This is a genomic window from Dactylosporangium sp. CS-047395 (assembly GCF_050942185.1).
In the GTDB taxonomy this organism is placed as follows: domain Bacteria; phylum Actinomycetota; class Actinomycetes; order Mycobacteriales; family Micromonosporaceae; genus Dactylosporangium.
In genome coordinates, this window is the sequence record NZ_CP192015.1 from 6,178,076 (window position 1) to 6,195,742 (window position 17,667).

The 17,667-nt window shown below is 70.2% G+C and carries 11 protein-coding genes; 1 reads left to right on the plus strand and 10 read right to left on the minus strand.

Annotated features, from left to right (window positions below; translation table 11 throughout):
* Positions 1 to 20: 20 nt before the first annotated feature.
* From ACQP00_RS28985 to ACQP00_RS29010, 6 genes are all read right to left on the minus strand, one after another.
* Positions 21 to 2,390 (minus strand): RICIN domain-containing protein, encoded by a 2,370-nt coding sequence (locus ACQP00_RS28985; protein ID WP_433200558.1) that lies wholly within the window; start codon positions 2,388 to 2,390, stop codon positions 21 to 23.
* Between the two features lies 1 nt (position 2,391).
* Complete coding sequence (locus tag ACQP00_RS28990; RefSeq protein ID WP_433200561.1) at positions 2,392 to 3,750, minus strand: lectin; 1,359 nt, start codon at positions 3,748 to 3,750, stop codon at positions 2,392 to 2,394.
* A 1-nt stretch (position 3,751) separates the two neighbouring features.
* On the minus strand, positions 3,752 to 6,136 hold the full coding sequence (locus ACQP00_RS28995; protein ID WP_433200564.1) for a ricin-type beta-trefoil lectin domain protein: 2,385 nt from the start codon (positions 6,134 to 6,136) through the stop codon (positions 3,752 to 3,754).
* On the minus strand, positions 6,133 to 8,100 hold the full coding sequence (locus ACQP00_RS29000; RefSeq protein ID WP_433200567.1) for an alpha-L-fucosidase: 1,968 nt from the start codon (positions 8,098 to 8,100) through the stop codon (positions 6,133 to 6,135). The genes ACQP00_RS28995 and ACQP00_RS29000 overlap by 4 nt, the downstream gene beginning before the upstream one ends.
* Positions 8,101 to 8,197: 97 nt before the next feature.
* A complete protein-coding gene (locus tag ACQP00_RS29005; protein ID WP_433200570.1) occupies positions 8,198 to 9,673 on the minus strand; it encodes a non-reducing end alpha-L-arabinofuranosidase family hydrolase in 1,476 nt (491 codons plus the stop codon).
* 8 nt (positions 9,674 to 9,681) lie between these two features.
* Positions 9,682 to 11,778 carry an RICIN domain-containing protein gene (locus ACQP00_RS29010; RefSeq protein WP_433200573.1) on the minus strand — a complete coding sequence of 699 codons (2,097 nt, stop codon included), beginning with the start codon at positions 11,776 to 11,778 and terminating at the stop codon, positions 9,682 to 9,684.
* A gap of 291 nt (positions 11,779 to 12,069) precedes the next feature.
* On the opposite strand from ACQP00_RS29010, the gene ACQP00_RS29015 reads away from it, so the two are divergent.
* Positions 12,070 to 13,047, plus strand: a complete 978-nt coding sequence (locus tag ACQP00_RS29015; protein WP_433224032.1) for an aldo/keto reductase — start codon at positions 12,070 to 12,072, stop codon at positions 13,045 to 13,047.
* Between the two features lie 101 nt (positions 13,048 to 13,148).
* Here the strand turns inward: ACQP00_RS29015 and ACQP00_RS29020 are convergent, their stop codons facing one another.
* The 4 genes from ACQP00_RS29020 to ACQP00_RS29035 form a co-directional block, all read right to left on the minus strand.
* The gene (locus tag ACQP00_RS29020; RefSeq protein WP_433200576.1) at positions 13,149 to 14,330 is read right to left on the minus strand and encodes a mandelate racemase/muconate lactonizing enzyme family protein; all 1,182 of its coding nucleotides are present in this window, start codon (positions 14,328 to 14,330) and stop codon (positions 13,149 to 13,151) included.
* 40 nt (positions 14,331 to 14,370) lie between these two features.
* Positions 14,371 to 15,267, minus strand: coding sequence for a carbohydrate ABC transporter permease (locus ACQP00_RS29025; protein ID WP_433200579.1), 897 nt, complete (start codon positions 15,265 to 15,267; stop codon positions 14,371 to 14,373).
* Positions 15,268 to 15,274: 7 nt separating this feature from the next.
* Positions 15,275 to 16,120, minus strand: coding sequence for a carbohydrate ABC transporter permease (locus tag ACQP00_RS29030; protein ID WP_433200582.1), 846 nt, complete (start codon positions 16,118 to 16,120; stop codon positions 15,275 to 15,277).
* A gap of 65 nt (positions 16,121 to 16,185) precedes the next feature.
* A complete protein-coding gene (locus ACQP00_RS29035) occupies positions 16,186 to 17,541 on the minus strand; it encodes an ABC transporter substrate-binding protein (RefSeq protein WP_433200585.1) in 1,356 nt (451 codons plus the stop codon).
* Positions 17,542 to 17,667: the final 126 nt, after the last annotated feature.

Below are 17,667 nucleotides of genomic sequence, written 5' to 3' on the forward strand. Positions count from 1 at the left end.
GGGTGGGTACGGCGGCGGGGTCAGGCCCGCGACCACCGCTGGTTCGCGGCGCCGAGGCAGTCCCAGATCTGCACCTTGGTGCCGTTGGCGGTGCCGGCGCCGCTGACGTCGAGGCACTTGCCCGCCCCGACCGCGGTGATGCTGCCGTCGCTGTTGAGCCGGAACTGCTGGTTGGTCTGGCCGTTGCAGTCCCAGATGGCCACCGCGGTGCCGTTGGCCGTGCCGCGGCCGGTCACGTCGAGACACTTGGCCCCGTTGTACACCCGCAGCTCCCCCGCCGAGGTCGCGGTGAACTGCTGGTTGGACCCGCCGTTGCAGTCCCAGATCTCGGCCAGGGCGCCGTTGGCCGTGGACGCCCCGGTGATGTCCAGGCAGCGGTTCGCGGCCTGGCCGCGCAGCGCGAACGTGCCGCCGCCGGTGTTGCCGCCGGAGACCCCGGCCGCGGCCATCACGGCGCGGGCGCCGCTGGGCCAGTTGCCGTTGCTCACCACGACCGTGCCGCTGTTGGTGTTGCCCCGCGAACCGGTCGTGACGTTCGTGGCGGTGCTGGTCGTCCAGTTGTTCGTCAGCGTCGTGTTGCCGGTGTTGTTGTTGGCCCACGCCTGGGTGTACGCCCAGGTGCCCACGTTCTCCAGCACGTTGTTCGAGGCGGAGACGTAGCGGGAGCCCTCGTCGAAGTACATGCCGAGCCAGCCGTTGGTGTTGCGGAAGTAGTTCTGGTCCACGGTGGTGCCGGGGCTGGCGGAGAGGTGGTAGAACGCGCCGCCGTCGGTCATCTGCTGCACGACGTCGTGCACGTAGTTGGCGGTGACGCGGTTGTTCGCCGCGACGGTGGCGGTGGTGTACCGCGGCTGGTAGTTGTACAGCCCGCGGTCGATGTAGTCCTGGCTGCCGCCGGGGTCGTTGGAGCCCCAGCCGTAGCCCAGCGCGATGCCGGTGTACGGCAGGTTGTAGACCTCGTTGTGGGCGATCGTGGAGCCCGCCGTGTAGGTCAGCAGCACCCCGGCGTGGCTGCGGTACTCGACCGCCACGTCGTGGATGACGTTGTTGCTGACCGTGATGGCGCTGTTCGTCATGCGCGAGTCGCTCGGGTGGTGCGCGTCGGCCTGGACCCCGCCGGCGACGACCGCGCCGGCCGACAGCGTGTCGAACGTGTTGCCGGTGACCGTGACGTTCGAGGCGCCGAGCCCGACCCCGGTGGCGTGGGCGTTGGCGTCGTTGCCGATGCCGATGCCGACCTGGCCGAGGTCGGTGAACCGGTTGCCGGCGAAGGTGATCGTGTTCGCCGCCGAGACCTGCACCGCGGCCGGCATCTGCCGCCAGCCGGGCCGGGTCGCCTCGAACAGCGGGCAGCCGGACTGGCAGGAGCTCAGCGCGTCGCCGGGCCGGCCCAGGTTGCCGTAGAGGTAGGCGCCGGTCTGCTGGTCGGCGTACCCCTGGCCGGTGCTGGGCTGCAGCCAGCTGGTGCCGGAGAACTGCAGGCCGCTGAAGGACAGGTGGTGCGCCGGTGCGCCGTAGCTGCCGCCGACCCGCAGCAGCGACTCCAGCCGCGGCAGCTCGACGTCGGCCGCGGTCACGTCCTGGCCCGACAGCGGCTTGTAGTAGAGCACCCCGGCGGCCGTGTCGAGATACCACTCCCCCGCGCTGTCGAGGAACTCGCGCGCGTTGACCAGGTACAGCGGCCCGGCCCGGAACGGCTTGCTGAGCGTGTCGTAGCCGAACGTGTTGTTGTTCCAGGCCGGCTGCTGCATCGTCAGCACGTTGCCCGAGATCGACTGCACCGGCGCGTAGCGGTCGGTGAACGAGTCGACCGACTCGACCTCGACCCGGCTCTTGTTCGCCAGGTTGTTGAGGTACGACAGCGCCCCGTTGCTGAAGCTCATCCCGCTGGTGGACAGCGCGAAGTCGGCCCGGTTCACCTGGGTGCGGGCCCGGGTCGCGATCCGCCCGTCGACGTAGAGCTGGCGGGTGTCGAAGCCGGTGCCGACGCTCGCCTTCCAGATGTTCTGGCCCGAGTCGGCGACGGTCCAGCCGGTGATCCGGCGGCTGCCGGACAGGACCGGCTTGGCGCCGGACGCGGCCTGCCACGAGACGGTGTAGCCGTTCGCGCCGGAGTCGGCGGCGGTGAACGTGAGCGGCGCGCCGAGGGTGTACGTGCCGCCGGCGAGCTGCACGACGATGTCGCCGGTCATGCCGGGTGCCGCCGCGCGGACGTTGGCCTGGGCCTGGGTGAGCGAGCAGGGCTGGGCCGAGGTGCACGCCGTGCCGGATCCGCTCGGCGACACCGACAGGGTGGTCATGACGGCGGCCCGCGCCGGCGGCGCGAGCACGGCGAGCGCACCGGCGGCCAGCAGCCCGGCGGCCGCCAGCGTCAGTCGGGGTCTGGACATCTCAGCTCCTGTTCCACTGCTGGTTGCCGCCGCCGGTGCAGGACCAGAGGATCAGCTTCGTCCCGTTGGCGGTCCCGGCGCCGTTGGCGTCGAGGCAGAGCCCGGACTGCACGCCGGTGATGGTGCCGTTGGCGTTGACGTTCCACTGCTGGTTGGTCTGGCCGTTGCAGTCCCAGATGATGACCGCGGTGCCGTTGCTCGTCCCGCGGTTGCTCGCGTCGAGGCACTTCGTGCCGTACACCTGGAGCTGTCTGTTGCTCGTCGCGGTGAAGCGCTGGTTGGTCCGGCCGTTGCAGTCGTAGAGCTGCAGCTGGGTGCCGTTGGCGGTGGACGCGTTCGGCACGTCGAGGCACCGGCCGGAGGCCTGCCCCCGGATCGGGCCGCTCTGCTGACCGCCGGGCGTGGACGGCGATCCGCTCACCGGCGGGCTGGTGGGGCCGCCGGAGCTGAACTGGGTGAAGAAGTTCCAGACCACCGGCCGGGTCCAGGACCGCTCGCCCGGCTCGTAGTCGCCGGACGAGCCGTCCACCGGGCCGGGGGTGTGCCCGGCGTCGAAGGCGGCCCAGGCCACCGGGTAGCCGGAGCGGCACCCCGAGTAGGTCGTCACGACGTGGGTCAGGCTGCCCTGCGCCGGCTCCGGCGGGTTCTGCGCCGTGCAGCCGTTGGCCCGCACGAACGTGTCGCGCATCGCCCGGCCCTGCGAGATGTTGAGCACCGGGTCGCGCAGCCCGTGCAGGCCGATGTAGGCGATCGGCTGGGTGCCGCCGCTGCAGCCGCTGAGCTGCCCGCCGGAGTACACGGCGACGGCCCGGAAGACCGTCGCGCGGGCGCAGGCGATCGCGTAGCTCATCGCGCCGCCGTAGCTGAACCCGGCCGCGAACAGCTGGGTCGTGTCGATGCACAGGCCGCCCTCGAGCTCGCGGACCATGTCGTCGACGAACGTCAGGTCCCGGCCGCCGGTGTTGGCCCAGCCGTTGCCGATGCCCTGCGGGGCCACGAAGACCGTGGTGTTGCCGGCCAGGGCCCGCAGGCCGTAGTAGGACCACGGGTAGCCGCTGGTGCCGCCGCCGTCCACGTCGCCGGCCGTGCCGCCGTTCCAGTGGAAGCCGAAGACCAGCCGGTAGGGGTGGTCGCCGTCGTAGTTGTCAGGGACGCGCAGGATGTAGGTCCGGCCCGTGCCGCCGCTCTGGATGGTGTGCGTGCCGCTGCTCAGCGAGGCCGCCCGGCCGCAGCCGGCGGTCGTGGCCGCGAGCGCGTCGGTCGCACCGCCGGGGCCGCCCCGCAGGACGACCCCCACGGCCGCGAGCACGACGACGGCCACGGCGCAGACGGCCCCGAGCGTCGATCGCGATCTGAACATCTCAGCTCCTGGTCCACAGCTGGTTGCTGCCGGAGTTGCAGGTCCACAGGATCACCGCGGTGCCGTTGGCCGTGCCGGCGCCGTTCGCGTCCAGGCACAGCCCGGACTGCACGCCGGTGACGCTGCCGTCGGCGTTGACGTTCCACTGCTGGTTGGTCTGGCCGTTGCAGTCCCAGATGATGGCCCTGGTGCCGCTGGCCGTCGCGCCGCCCTCGGCGTCGAGGCACTTGCTGCCGTACACCTGCAGCTGTTTGGCGCTCGTCAGCGTCCACTGCTGGTTGGCGCCGCCGTTGCAGTCCCACAGCGCGAGCCGGGTGCCGTTGGTCTGCGACTGCGACGGGACGTCGAGGCAGCGGCCGGCGTTCAGGTTGCGCAGCGGGGCGGTCGCGCCGCCGCCGGAGCCGGGGCCGGCCACCACGGAGAGGTTGTCGAACTGGGCGGTCACGCCCTGGCCGGTGCCGAAGCCGACCTGGCCCGAGCCGTAGGAGCCGTCGGTGAGGGTGGCGACCGTGCCGCCGTCGATCGAGGCGGTGATGGTGCTGCCCGAGAAGCCCAGGGCGAGGCTGTGCCAGCGGTTCAGGCCCAGCGCGGAGACGGTACCGCTGCGCAGGGTGGTGACGGTGCCGCCGGTGCTGTTGCGCAGGACCGACCAGGACCCACCGTCGGTGACCCGCAGGTAGTAGGCGTTCTGCCGGCTGATCGGGTCGAGGTTCTGGCTGCCGACGCGGCCCTCGAGCTGCGCGTAGCCGGACTTCTCCAGCAGCGCGTCGGCCGAGACGGTGTAGTTGGACCAGGTCAGGCCGCCGCCGTAGGTGCTCGGGTCGGCGAGGGTCTTCCAGGTGATCGGGGCCTGCGGCGAGGCCTGGCGCAGGCACACCCCGGAGCGCCCGCCACCGCACGTGGCGGTCTCGAACGCGCCCTGCATGTCCTGCAGGTACTTGGGCAGCTTGCCGGTGGCGTAGCTGTCGAACGTGTCGGTGTAGGGCAGCCCCAGCGAGCCCTGGGCCGGGCTGGTCGCCGTGCCCTTGCCCTGACCGGTGGTGGTGGTGATCGAGTACAGGTAGCCGGGCTGGACGGTCAGCGAGTAGGCGCCGCCGGACGGGGTGATGTCCGCGGCGTGGCGGAAGTGGTCCGCGGTGTTGCTGGAGTTGAGGTTGGTCGACCAGACGTGGACGGTACCGGTGGAAAGCCCGCCGGCCACGGTGAAGTTGAGCGTCTGCGCGGCGCTCGCGTCCATCGTCTCGATGACGGTGCTGTAGTCGCTGTTGTTCGTCGACTTCAGGCTCACGTAGCTGCCGTTGTTGCGGTTGCCGCCGATCAGGCCGCTGGACGAGTCGAGGTACTTCCAGCCCGGCGCGGTGAACTGGGTGGTGTGCGCGAGGGCCCAGGTGTTCTTGCCCACGGCGTACCAGCCCGACCACGGCTGGTTGGCCAGCACCAGCCCGACGGTGGCCCACGGGACGTTCGGGGTGACCGCGGCGATCAGGTCCCAGTTGAGGTAGGCGGTCATCCGCCCGTCGACGTAGCCGCGGTTGATGCCGCGGGCGAGCGGCTTGGCGCCGTCGTTGTAGTCCTGCGAGCCGCCCTCGCTGTTCCACAGGGTCTTGCCGGTGTTGGTGGCCGTGGACGGCACCGTGCACGTGGTCTGGGCGCTGAGGTAGCCGCACACGTAGTGGGCGCTGAGCACGTCGATCGAGTTGCGCAGGGTGGCGTTGCTCGCGACCGCGTTGGCCGGCCCCCAGCTACCGGGGTAGTCGTCGCCGTAGATGAGCTTGACGCCGCTGTACCCGTTGGCGTTGAGCGCGCTGCGCAGGCTGATCGTCCAGTTGGCGTCGGTGCGCTTCTCGTTCTGGGCGGCGGTCAAGTAGTCGATGGTGAGGTTGTGCTGCCGCGCGCAGCCGAGCCACGAGATCAGGTAGTCGATCATGTCGGTGGAGATGAAGTTGCCGTTGCCGATCCAGCCGGGCGCGCCCCAGGCCAGGCCGGCCAGCTTGATGCCGGGGTTGCGGGTCTTGGCCTGCTCCATGATCCACCATTCGTACCCGCGGTCGCAGTTCAGGTCGCCGCGGAAGTGCGCGTGGCTCGGCTCGGAGCCGCTGGTGGAGTTGGTGTCGCCGCCGATCTCGACCTTGAGGATCTGCAGCGCGGCGCCGTAGCCGGGCTTGAACAGGTAGTCGAGGATCTGGCCGCGCTGCGGCTCCGGGTAGTCGACCAGCAGCCGGCTGTTGCCGCCGCCGCCGCTGACGGCCCCGACGCCGTCGAAGGTCTTGCCGCCGGAGGAGCCGTTGACGGTGATGGAGGTGGCGGCGGCGGCCGGTCCGGCGGCGGCCACGACGACGCCGGCCGCGGCCAGCAGCACCGCGGTCAGGGCGGCGAGCTTCCTCATGCGATGCTCCACTGGTTGTTGGTGCTGCTGTTGGGGGCCCACAGCACGACGGTGGACCCGACGGTGGCGTTGCCGGCCCCGTCCAGGGCGGTCCCGGTGCCGCGGTTGATGATCTGGTACCGCCCGTTGCCGACGCTGTTGAGCCGCCACTGCTGGTTGTTGCCGCCGTTCCAGGGCGCCTGCATCGCGTTCGCCCCGTTGGCGGTGTTGCCCCAGCTGTCGGCGACCATCCCGTTGGTGCGGTTGACGATGCGCACGTAGCCGGTGCCGAGGTCGACCAGCTGCCACTGCAGGTTGTTGCTGCCGTCCCAGGTCCACTGCTTGAGCACCGAGCCCGACCCGACGCTGCCGCCGCTGTCCAGGACCAGGCCGGTGGTGGCGTTGGTGAGGCGGACCCAGCCGGTCGGGAGGCCGCCGGCGCCCAGGGTCGGGATCTGGCCGGAGAACGTCAGGCGGACCACGTAGGCGCCGGCGCTGTACGGGGCGTTGGCGGAGGGCATCGTGATGTGCAGGCCGGAGCCGTCCTGGCTGCGGGTCGGCAGGTTGATCGCGGTGCCGGCGGTCGAGCCGAGCAGCTCCACCGCGCTGAGCGAGCTCAGGTTGATCCGGTTGGCGTTCAGGGTCGTGATGTGCAGGGTGCTGCCGGGCCAGCCGAGCACCGTGGCGTACAACACCTGGTTGTTCTTGCTGCGGGTGAACCGGATGTCCTGGGCGGTGCCGGTGCGCGGGGTCTGGAACGAGCCGCCGCCCATCTGCGTCGGGCCCTCCCCGAACGCGCTCCAGGCCCGGGTCGCGTAGACCGACTCGCCGAAGCGCTTGAGGTGGTCGCCGATCGCGAGCAGGATGCTGCGCTGCCCGGACGGGATGGTGCCGTCGGCCATCGGGGCGATGTTGAGCACCATGGTGCCGTTCTTGCTGACCCGGTCCAGCAGGGCGTGCAGCAGCGCGGTGGCCGAGTAGTAGCCGATCCCGACGGTGTAGCACCAGCTGGAGCTCGACACGCTGTCGTCGGTCTGCCAGTAGGGGGTCTGGATGCCGGCCGGCCCGCCGCGCTCGAAGTCGTAGATCTCGCCGCGGTTGTTGAAGCCGTCCTTGTACGTGGCGGCCACGTCCTTGTTCCACGCGACCGCGCGGTTGTAGTAGTACGACAGGAAGTTCAGCCGCTGCGACTCGGTGATCTGGCCCAGGTTGAAGTCCTGGTAGATGATGTCGGGCTGGTAGCCGTCGATCACCTCGCGCAGCTTGTCGTACCACAGCTGCTGCTCGGCCGAGCCGAGCTGGCCGTAGAGCTTGCGTAGGCTGGAGTCGGACTGCTGCGGGACCCACTGGTAGTAGCCGGTGAAGTTGTACGCGTGGTGCAGCGAGACGTACAGCCGCAGGCCCTTGGCCCGGATGGCGTCGGCGTGCAGCCGCAGCAGGTCCAGCCGCGGCCCCTTGGCGACCGAGTTCCACTCGTTGACGCTGCTGTTCCACATCGAGAAGCCGTCGTGGTGCTCGGCCACCGGCCCGGCGAACCTGGCGCCGGCGTCGGCGAAGAGCTGGGCCCACGCGTCGGGGTCGAAGTTGCCGCCGGCCGAGGCGAGCTTCGGCGCGAACTGCACGAAGTTGCCGGCCTTGTCCCGCGCCCCGTTGATGAAGTTGTGGTACGGCCAGACGGACGGGTCGCCGTACACGGACTTGTGGTGGTTGTTCTCGTTCGAGCCGCTGTTGTACATGTTGCGCGGGTACCACTCGCTGGCGAACGCGGGCACGCTGTAGACGCCCCAGTGGTAGTAGATGCCGAACTTGGCGTCCTGGAACCACTCCGGGGCGGGCGGGTGCTGGTCGACCGACGACCAGGACGCGGTGTAGCTCTGCGGGCCGGCGGTGGCGAACGCGGCGCCGGGGCGGGACAGGCCGGCGACCGTGGCGGCACCGGCGCCGGCGGCCGCGATCAGCAGCGTGCGGCGGGACAAAGAGGGCATGGCGAGCCTCTCCAAAGATCGATTAGTAATACGTCATATGTGTTGAGCGGTGAAAAATGGTGGCCGCAGGCTCAGGAACCTGCGACCACCGGGGAGATCAGCGTTGCAGGGTCAGCACGCCCGGCCGGTACGGCAGCAGGCCGTAGTCGCCGCCCGAGCTCGGGGACCGGCCCTGGTAGAGCAGCTGCAGGTTGCACGGGTCGATCGTCTTGGTCTGGTCGGGGTTGCTGCGGACCAGGTCACCGTGGCTGATGTCGTTGGTCCACGACGCGCCGCTGTTGGCCTTGCCGGCGAACGGGTTCGACTCCGACGCGGCCTGCGGGGACCAGGAGCCGCTCAGGCTCGAGGACGTGAACGAGCGGAAGTACCGGCCCTGGCTGCCGATCGCCTCGACCAGCATCAGGTACTGGTTCTGGCCCTGGACCTTGTAGACCTCGACACCCTCGAACAGGTTGTTGGTCGAGTCGCTCATGATCTGGGTGTAGGACGAGCCGAAGTTGCCGGGGAAGTTCCCGATCGGCATCGACGCGCGGTAGATCTTGCCGTTGTCGCCGGCGAAGAACAGGTACATGTTCGACCCGTCACCGATGATGGTCTGGTCGATCGGGCCGGTGCCGGAGCCGGAGATGGTGCCGGTGAACAGGGTCTGCGCCGAGGACCAGCCGTTGGCGTTGGTCGGGTCGCTGGACGTGCGGTAGTTGAACGACGCGCCGCCCCACTGGTAGGTCAGCACCCAGATGTTCTTCGGCGCGAAGTAGAACAGCGTCGGCGCCACGGCCCCGAAGTTCATCCCGTTCTGGCTCGCCGAAGCCATGTCCGACCAGTTGGTGAACAGGCCGAAGTTCATCGAGCCCCACGTCGAGCCGGTGTCGTGGGTGGTGGCGTAGACCAGGTGCCGGCCGTTGTACACCACGTTGGTGAAGTCCTTCAGCGACACCCAGCCCGAGCGCGGGGTGGCGAGGGCGCCGGTCGAGGACCAGCGGTACGACGACGGCAGCGTGCAGCTCCCGCCGGTGTTGCCCGGCGTGGTCGGGGTGGTGCCGCCGCCCACGCGGACGAGCTGCCACTGCTGGTTGGTGCCGCCCCAGTCGGTGTACTGCACGACCGCGCCCCCGTCGGCGGTGGAGGCGCCCTGGACCTCGACCGCCTTGCCCGAGTTGCGGTTGATCAGCCGCACGTAGCCGCTGTCCGAGTCGGCCAGGCGGAACTGCTGGTTGGTGCCGTTGCCGTCGGTCCACTGCACGAGCTTGGCGGAGTCGGCGGTGGAGAGGTTGTACACATCCAGGACCTTGCCCGAGTGCCGGGCCTTGAGCCGGTACCAGCCGCTGCCGGAGTCGACGAACTGCCACTGCTGGTTCTGCCCGCCCGACTGCGCGTACTGCTGGATGCAGGCACCGTCCGCTGTGGACACCCCGCACACGTCGAGGGCCTTGCCGGAGTTGCGGTTGACGAGGGTGTACCACGCTGAGGTGTCGACCGTCGCCGCCGAGGCGGAGGTCGCGTTGAGGGCGACCACCACCCCGGCCGCCACGACGGTCGCCGCCAGCGCGGCGCCGAGCGCTTTGCGTTGCACGGATACTCCTAAACGGTCTGGGTGAACGAACGGACGGTGACGGCGCCGCCGAGGGACCTCGTGGCGTAGTTGAACACGGCGTAGCGGTAGCCCATGAAGAACTGCCAGGCGTTGTTGAGCGTGAAGGCGGAGCCCAGCGCGATGAAGTTCGTGCCGTCGGTGCTGTAGGAGAACCGGGCCTGCCGGCCGGAGCCGGGCCGGACGTCGGCGGTGGCGCGCAGCCAGATCCGGCCGCCGGAGACGGTGGCCGCGGCCGCCACGGAACCGGTGCCGGTGGTGTTCCAGCTGCCGTCCATGCTCAGGCCGTTCACCATCGTGACCCGGGTGGCGCCGTTGTCGCGCTGCACCCCGATCCAGGCCGAGGAGTCGCGCAGCATGGCCAGGCCGGTGCGGTCCCCGTCGGTCATCGCCGAGTAGTCCAGCTCAACGGTCGCCGTCGAGGACGGGCCCTGGATGCGCTGGGTCAGCGTGTTCCGGGCGTTGTACAGGTCACCGGTCACGGTCGCGGTCTGCAGCCGCAGGCCGCTGCCGGCCGACCACTTGGTGTTGTCCGGGTTGTGGTTCCACTCCCACTGCGGGCCGAGCGTGCTGCCGGTGAAGGTGTCGGTGCCGATCATCGGCTTGACGGTCTTCGTGGTGGAGATGTTCGGCCGCGGGTAGTTCACGCCCCAGGCGCCGTTGACGGTCTGCAGGACCGGCCAATCGCCGCTCCAGCTGATCGGGGCGAGCGTCGGCACCCGGCCGCCCGGGTAGGCGTCGGTGAAGGCCATGTAGTACCAGTCGCCGTTCTGGGTCTGCACCAGCCCGCCCTGGTGCGGCACGCCGCCGCCGGAGATCGGGCCGGGCGTGTTGAGCAGGACCTGGCGCTGCTCGTACGGCCCCCAGGGGCTCGTCGAGCGCAGCACGTACTGCCCGTTGGCCGGGCGGGTCAGCCAGATGTAGTAGTAGCTGCCCCGCTTGTACATCCGCGAGCCCTCCAGCGTGCCGACGCTCGACGGCGTCTGGTACACCGTCTGCGAGCGCACCTCGGCGGTCAGGTCGGACGACAGCTGGGCGACGCTGATCGTGGTGTTGCCGTAGGCGACGTACGGGGTGTCGTTGTCGAAGAGCAGGCCGGCGTCGTAGTAGCACTTGTTGATCCGGGCCTTCTTCGACCAGCCGCTGTCGATCGCCGTGGAGCTGTACACATAGGTGCGGTTGAACTCCGTGCAGCCCAGCCAGTAGAACGTGCTGTTGCTGGGGCGGTAGTTCAGCGCCGAGGCCCAGATGCCCTTGACGTAGGCCCGGCCGCCGCTGAGGTTGTAGGCGTTCGAGTCGAAGTCCAGGTTCGGCACCGAGTGCCCGGCGTACTCCCAGTTGACCAGGTCGTAGGAGCGCAGGATCGGCGCGCCCGGCGAGTAGTGCATGGTCGAGGCCGAGTAGTAGTAGGCGTCGCCGACCCGGATGATGTCGCCGTCCGCGAAGTCCTGCCACACCACCGGGTTGGTGAACTGTCCCGTGGGGGCCGGCGTGGTCGGCGTCGGGGTGCTGCCGCCGCCGTCGGCGCGCACGAGCTGCCACTGCTGGTTGGTGCCGCCCCAGTCGGTGTACTGCACGATGTTGCCGCCGTCGGTGGTGACGGCGTTCTGCACCTCGACGGCCTTGCCGCTGTTGCGGTTGAGCAGCCGCACGTAGCCGCTGTCCGAGTCGGCCAGCCGGAACTGCTGGTTGGTGCCGTTGCCGTCGGCCCACTGCACGATGCTCGCGCCGTCGGCGGTGGAGAAGTTGTAGACGTCGAGGACCTTGCCCGACAAGCGGGACTTCAGCCGGTACCAGCCGCCGCCGGAGTCGACGAACTGCCACTGCTGGTTCGCGCCGTTGTTGCGGGTCCACTGGGTGATGCGGGCGCCGTCGGTCGTGGCCGAGCCGTAGACGTCGATCGCCTTGCCGCTGTTGCGGTTGACGAGGACGTACCACGCGCTCGTGTCGACCGTGGCGGCCGCGGCCGGGCCGATGTGCAGCGCGACGGCGGCGCCGGCGGCGAGCATCAGCACGGCGGCGAAGACGGCCGCGGCCCGGCGGCGGCGGGTCGGTGCGGGCGGATCGGTGCGCAGGCGGGAAAGCATCCGGTAAGTCCTTCTGGCGGTAGGGACCCACGATTTGTGAGCGCTAACAGCAGCGGTGGAGCGGGACCACTGTCAGGCATTGAGATCGATGAGATTGCCAGATCCGGCTTGCGTATTCAAGTCGGGCGGACGATTTCCGCAGTGCCGGAATGTAATTTTCGAAATCGACTTCGCGCACGTTCCCGGCATAACTGAAATGCGCGAAAGAATTGCTCCGCCGTTTTCCGTTATCCCGGACGCCGTGCGCGGGTCGGCGATTGACGGCAAACATCATACGAGTTATGTTTGGCCGTGCTCGTTGCGGATCTTCCCCGCCGGCCGGGGGTGCGGCTCACCGCGCTCGGGTTCGGCGCCGCCCAGGGCGGCAACCTCTACCACGCCACCAGCGACGAGATGTTCGCCGCCGCGGTCGACGCCGCCTGGGACGCGGGCATCCGGTACTTCGACACCGCCCCGCACTACGGCCTCGGCCTGTCCGAGCTGCGGCTGGGAGCGGCGCTGCGGGACCGGCCGCGAAGGTCTTACCTGGTCTCCACGAAGGTCGGCCGGCTGCTGGAGCCCTCCCCCGGCACCGCCCGCCGGCGCGACCCGGAGGGCTTCGACGTGCCCGCCAGCCACCGCCGGATCTGGGACTTCAGCCGCGACGGCGTGCGCCGCTCCCTCGAGGCCAGCCTGCGCCGCTGCGGCCTGGACCGCTTCGACATCGTCTACCTGCACGACCCCGACGAGCACTGGCAGCAGGCGGCCACCGAGGCGCTGCCCGCCCTCGCCCAGCTGCGCGACCAGGGCGTCATCGGCGCGATCGGGGCCGGCATGAACCAGGCCGCGATGCTCGCCCGCTTCGTCCGGGAGACCGACGTCGACCTGGTCATGTGCGCCGGCCGGTACACCCTGCTGGACCAGTGCGCCGCGCACGACCTGCTGCCGGCCGCGCGGCAGCACGGGGTCGGCGTCGTCATCGCCGGCGTCTACAACTCGGGGCTGCTGGCCCAGGACCGGCCGCCGGCCGGCGCCATGTACGACTACCGGCCGGCCGCGCCCGAACTCCTGCGGCGGGCCCGGCGCATCGCGGCGATCTGCGCCGAGCACGGCGTGACCCTGCCCGAGGCCGCCCTCGCCTTCGTCCGCCGCCACCCGGCGGTGGTCTCGACGGTCGTCGGCCTGCGCAGCCGCCCGGAGGTCGCCGAAACCGTCCGCCGGGCCGCCGTCGCCGTGCCGGACGAGCTCTGGCCGGCCCTGCACGCCGCCGGCCTGATCGATCCGGTGTAGTCGATCCGGTGTAGTCGATCCGGTCGAGGTCTTGCCGCCGCCCGTAGCACCCGGTGCGGTCTTGAGGGGGTGTGGGTGGAGCGGAGCTCCCCCACTGCTCTTCAGGACATCCGAGGGTATCCAAGAGTGCCCTCAAGGCCGTCCGGTTCCTCCGGCACCATGCGCAGGCCGGCCCGGGCGGGGCGGACGTGCGGGCCGGCCGCCAAGGCCGGCGGCTCGGCGGCCCGGGCGGCGGTGATCCACTCCTCGTCGACCCGGATGCCCAGGCCCGGCTCGTCGCCGAGCACGATGCCGCCGTCCTGGAACTCCTGGTCGACGTGCAGGCCGATCGGCGCGACCAGGTCCTGGACCTCGAAGGTCAGGTGGTTGGGCACCGCGACGGCGGCGTGCGCGAGGGGGTTCGCGTGGTGGGCGACCGGGCTCACCGGCAGGTCGCGGCTGTGGGCCACGGCGGCCACCCGCAGGAAGTGGGTGATGCCCCAGACGTTGCCCACCTGGACGACGTCGACCGCGTCGGCGTCCAGCAGCGGCCGGTACTGCTCCAGCCCGGTCAGGTTCTCCCCCGTCGCCACGGCGGCCCGCACGCCGCGGCGCACCGAGGCCAGCCCGGCGGCGTCCCAGCGGCGGACCGGCTCCTCGATCCAGGTCAGGTCGACCCGCCGTTCCAGGGCGCTCACGAAGCGGACGGCCTGCGAGCGGTGCCACGCCTCGTTCGCGTCGAACATCAGCGCGGGCCGGGCCGTGTTGCGCCGCAGCACGTCGCGGACCGCCTCCAGCCGCCGCAGGTCGTGCTCGACGTCGCGGCCGCCCTTGAGCTTGGCCGCGCGGAAGCCGCGTTCGGCGAAGCGCTCGTACAGGGCGACCAGCTCGTCGTCGCCCAGCGCGATGTCCAGCCCGGAGGCGTAGCCGGGGACGAACCGGTCCCGGCCGCCGACCGTGCGCCAGAGCGGCTCGCCGGCCGCCTTGGCCTTGAGGTCCCACAGCGCCATGTCGAGCACGCCGATCGCGCCGAAGGCCGAGCCGGCGTGGCCGGTCTTGAACACCCGGGCGAGCATCCGGTCGTAGAGGGCCGGCACCGCCCGCGGGTCCTCGCCCTCCACGGCGCCGAAGACCCGCTCGACGTCGGCGTGCGGGCCGACGCCGACGCCCTCCAGGCCCTCGTCGGTCTCCACGATCAGCACGTGCACGTCGGTGCGGTTGTCGGCCATCACGCCGTTGACGTCCCCGATCAGCCGGGCCCAGTCGTGCTGGGTCGTCAGGCTGCGGTACCCGGTGACTTTCACTGTGGCTCCTTGCTGAACAGGGGTCGGTACGGTCCGGCGCTCACTCCTTGGTGCCGCCTGCCGTCATGCCGGCGACCAGGAAGCGCTGCGCGAACAAGAAGACGATCAGCACCGGCAGCACCGACACGACCGTCGCCAGGGCGAGTGTGGGCAGCTGGACCGACTGGACCCCGGCGGAGCTGGGGTTGAACGCCGGGGTCGAGGCGAGCAGGGCGGTCAGGCCGACCTGCACCGGATAGCCGTCGCTGGAGGGCAGCATGACGAACGGCAGGAAGAAGTTGTTCCAGTTCTGCACGAAGCTGAAGAACCCGACCAGCGCCACGACCGGCGCGGCCAGCGGCAGGGCGACCCGGGTGAACACCTCGAACTCGCCGCACCCGTCGATGCGGGCGGCGGCGAGCAGGTCGCGGGGCAGGCTGGTGGAGAAGTAGATGTAGGTGAGGTAGACCCCGAACGGGAAGAACGACATCGGCAGGATCACCGACAGCGGGCTGCCGATCAGGCCGACCACGTTGAGCTCGAGGAAGATCGGCAGCACCAGCGCGGTGCTCGGCATCAGCATCACGACCAGCGTCAGCACGAGCAGCGACCGGCGGAACCGGAACTCGGTCATCGCCAGCGCGTAGCCCGCCGGGATGCTGACCACGAGCGTGATGGCCAGGGCGCCGAGCGCGTAGAGGGCCGAGTTGCCGATCCAGGCGGTGACCGCCCCGTCCTGGAAGTCCAGCAGCTCCCGCCAGTTGGCGGCCAGGTCCCCCGGCGTGCCGGGCAGGAACGGGTGGCCGACCAGCAGCTCGCGGGCGGACTTGGTGGTGGCCAGCAGCAACCAGACGATCGGGACGGCGAAGAACAGCACGAACACCGCCAGCACGACCGAGACGATCGTCCGGCCGGCCCAGCCCGACGCGGTCTGCGTGCCGGACCGGGGACTCGCCATGGACATGTCAGTCCCTCTCGAACAGCCCGCCGCGCGTCACGAAGACGGCCGACAGCGCGAGGGCGATGATCAGCAGCAGCAGCGAGACGGCGGCCGCGGCGTTGAAGTCGTTCTGCTGGAACGCGTAGAGGTACGCCAGCTGGTTGAGCGAGTAGTCGTTGGGCACGACGGCGTTGCTCGCCTGGGACAGCAGTTGCGGCTCGACGAACAGCTGGGTGCCCGCGGCGAGCGACATGATGGCCATGTACGAGATCCACTTGCGCAGCAGCGGCAGCTGGATGCGCCAGGCGATCTGCACCGCGCTCGCGCCGTCGATGCGGGCGGCCTCGAGCATCTCCTGGCTGATGTTGTTCAGCGCCCCGTACATGATCACGATCCACCCGCCGGCGCCGGTCCAGAACGCGATGATGGCGAAGATCGGCGGCAGGTTCCCGGGCCCGATCACCTCGTTGAACCGGTCGAACCCGGCCAGCCGCAGCAGCCCGGCCACCGGGCTCGCGGTGGGGTCGAGCACGAACAGCCAGAGCAGCACGCTGGACGCGCCCGCGATCGCACCCGGCAGGTAGAACACCAGCCGCAGCGTCCGGCTCAGCCACCGGACCCGCACCGCGTGCACCACGACGGCCAGGAACGTGACCAGCACGACCAGGGCCGCCAGCCAGGTGAGCAGGAAGGTGGCGACGTGCCCGACCGCCGGCAGGAACCGGAAGTCGTCGAACACCTTGGTGAAGTTGGCCGCCCCGGCGAAGCCGCCCGCGCCGTCGGTGAACGCGAGGTACACGGCATACAGCGCCGGGAACACGCCGAACACGGCGGCCAGGACCGTGTAGGGCAGCACGAACCCGTAGCTCATCCCCCGATGTCCGGCCCTCGGCCGAGGCCGCGCACCCACCGGGCGCGCGGCCTCGCGAACGATCGTCATGACACCGTGTATCCGTCGACCTGGGCCTGGTTCTTGATGGCCGTCTGCCACTCGGGCAGCACACCCACCAGGCTCTTGCCGCCGGCGATCGCCGGGGTGACGGTCTTGGCCCAGATCGCCTCCTGGCTGAAGATGCCGGAGCCCCAGCCGCTCCAGATCTGCGTACCGGCCTTGATCACCGGCTGCAGGTCGGTGGCGTAGTAGCCGCTCGACTCCTGCTTCTTGATCCACTTGTCGCCGGCCGGCGCGTAGGCGGGATAGCCGGGGGCGATGTTGACCTGGTAGTCGTCGGCGGTGGTGACGAACTCGGCGAACTTGGCGGCCGCCTTGAGGTTCTTCGAGTGGCTGCTGATGAACCAGGTGCCGCCGCCCACGTTGCCGGTCACCGCCTCCTCGCCCCGCCACGGCAGCGGGGCGGCCACCCCGAGCTCGCCCTTGGCGACGTTGAGCGACTGCGGGTTGTTGAAGATGGCGCCCGAGTACCACGCCGGGCCCGGCATGAGCAGCACCTTGCCGGTGTAGGCCTTGACGAACTCCGGGGTGAAGACGCTGACGTTCGGGGTGGTGCCGTTCTTGATGAGCACGTCGAGCAGGACGGCCATCCGCTTGCACTCGGTGCTGCCGGTGTTCACGGTCACCGCCTTGGGCCCGGTGATGCCGTTGGCCTGGCACTTGCTGCTCCAGAAGTAGATCTCCGGAGCGAACGAGTCGCCGACGGTGCCCACGATGTAGCCGGGGTGCTCGCGGCCCACCTTCTCGCCGAGGGCCTGGTACTCCTCCCACGTCGTCGGCAGGGTGTAGCCGAACTGCTGCAGGAGCGTCTTGTCGTACCAGAGCACCACCTGCGCGAGGTCGTTGCGCAGGCAGTACACCTTGCCGCTGACGGTGCAGGGGTTCAGCGACCCGGCGGTGAACTTGCCGAGGGTGTCCTTGGCGACGAGCCCCTGGTCGAGCACGGCGGCGAAGGCCTTGCCGTTGCTGCCCTGGCTGGCCCAGGCGGCGTCGTTGTTCTGGGACGAGAAGACCACGTCGGGCCAGCCGCTGCCGGCCCGGTCGAAGAGCTGCATCTTGGTGCGGAACGAGTTCGATCCGTTGGACGAGCCGTCGTAGGTGACGGCCTCGACCTTCACGTCCGGGTTGGCCTTCTTGAACGCGTCGACCGCGCCCGCCCGGTCGGCGTCGACCCACACGGTGATCCCGGCCTTGTCGTCCTGCGCGACCTGCGGAAAACCGTACGAGCCCTCGGTGGTGTCGCCGGACTTGCCACAGCCGGCGAGGGTCAGGGCGATCGCCAGTGCGGCGGCGCCGATGCCGGCGAACCGGAGGCGGCCCGCCTGTCTGATTCGCAACATATGCACGTCCTTGTCGGTGAGACCTAGTTGCGCAAGATTTCACTGGGACGCAATGTAAGAGCATACGTATGATGTTTGCAAGACCTATCGCGGACGCGGCCGTACACTGTGCGCGGGTCGAGCACC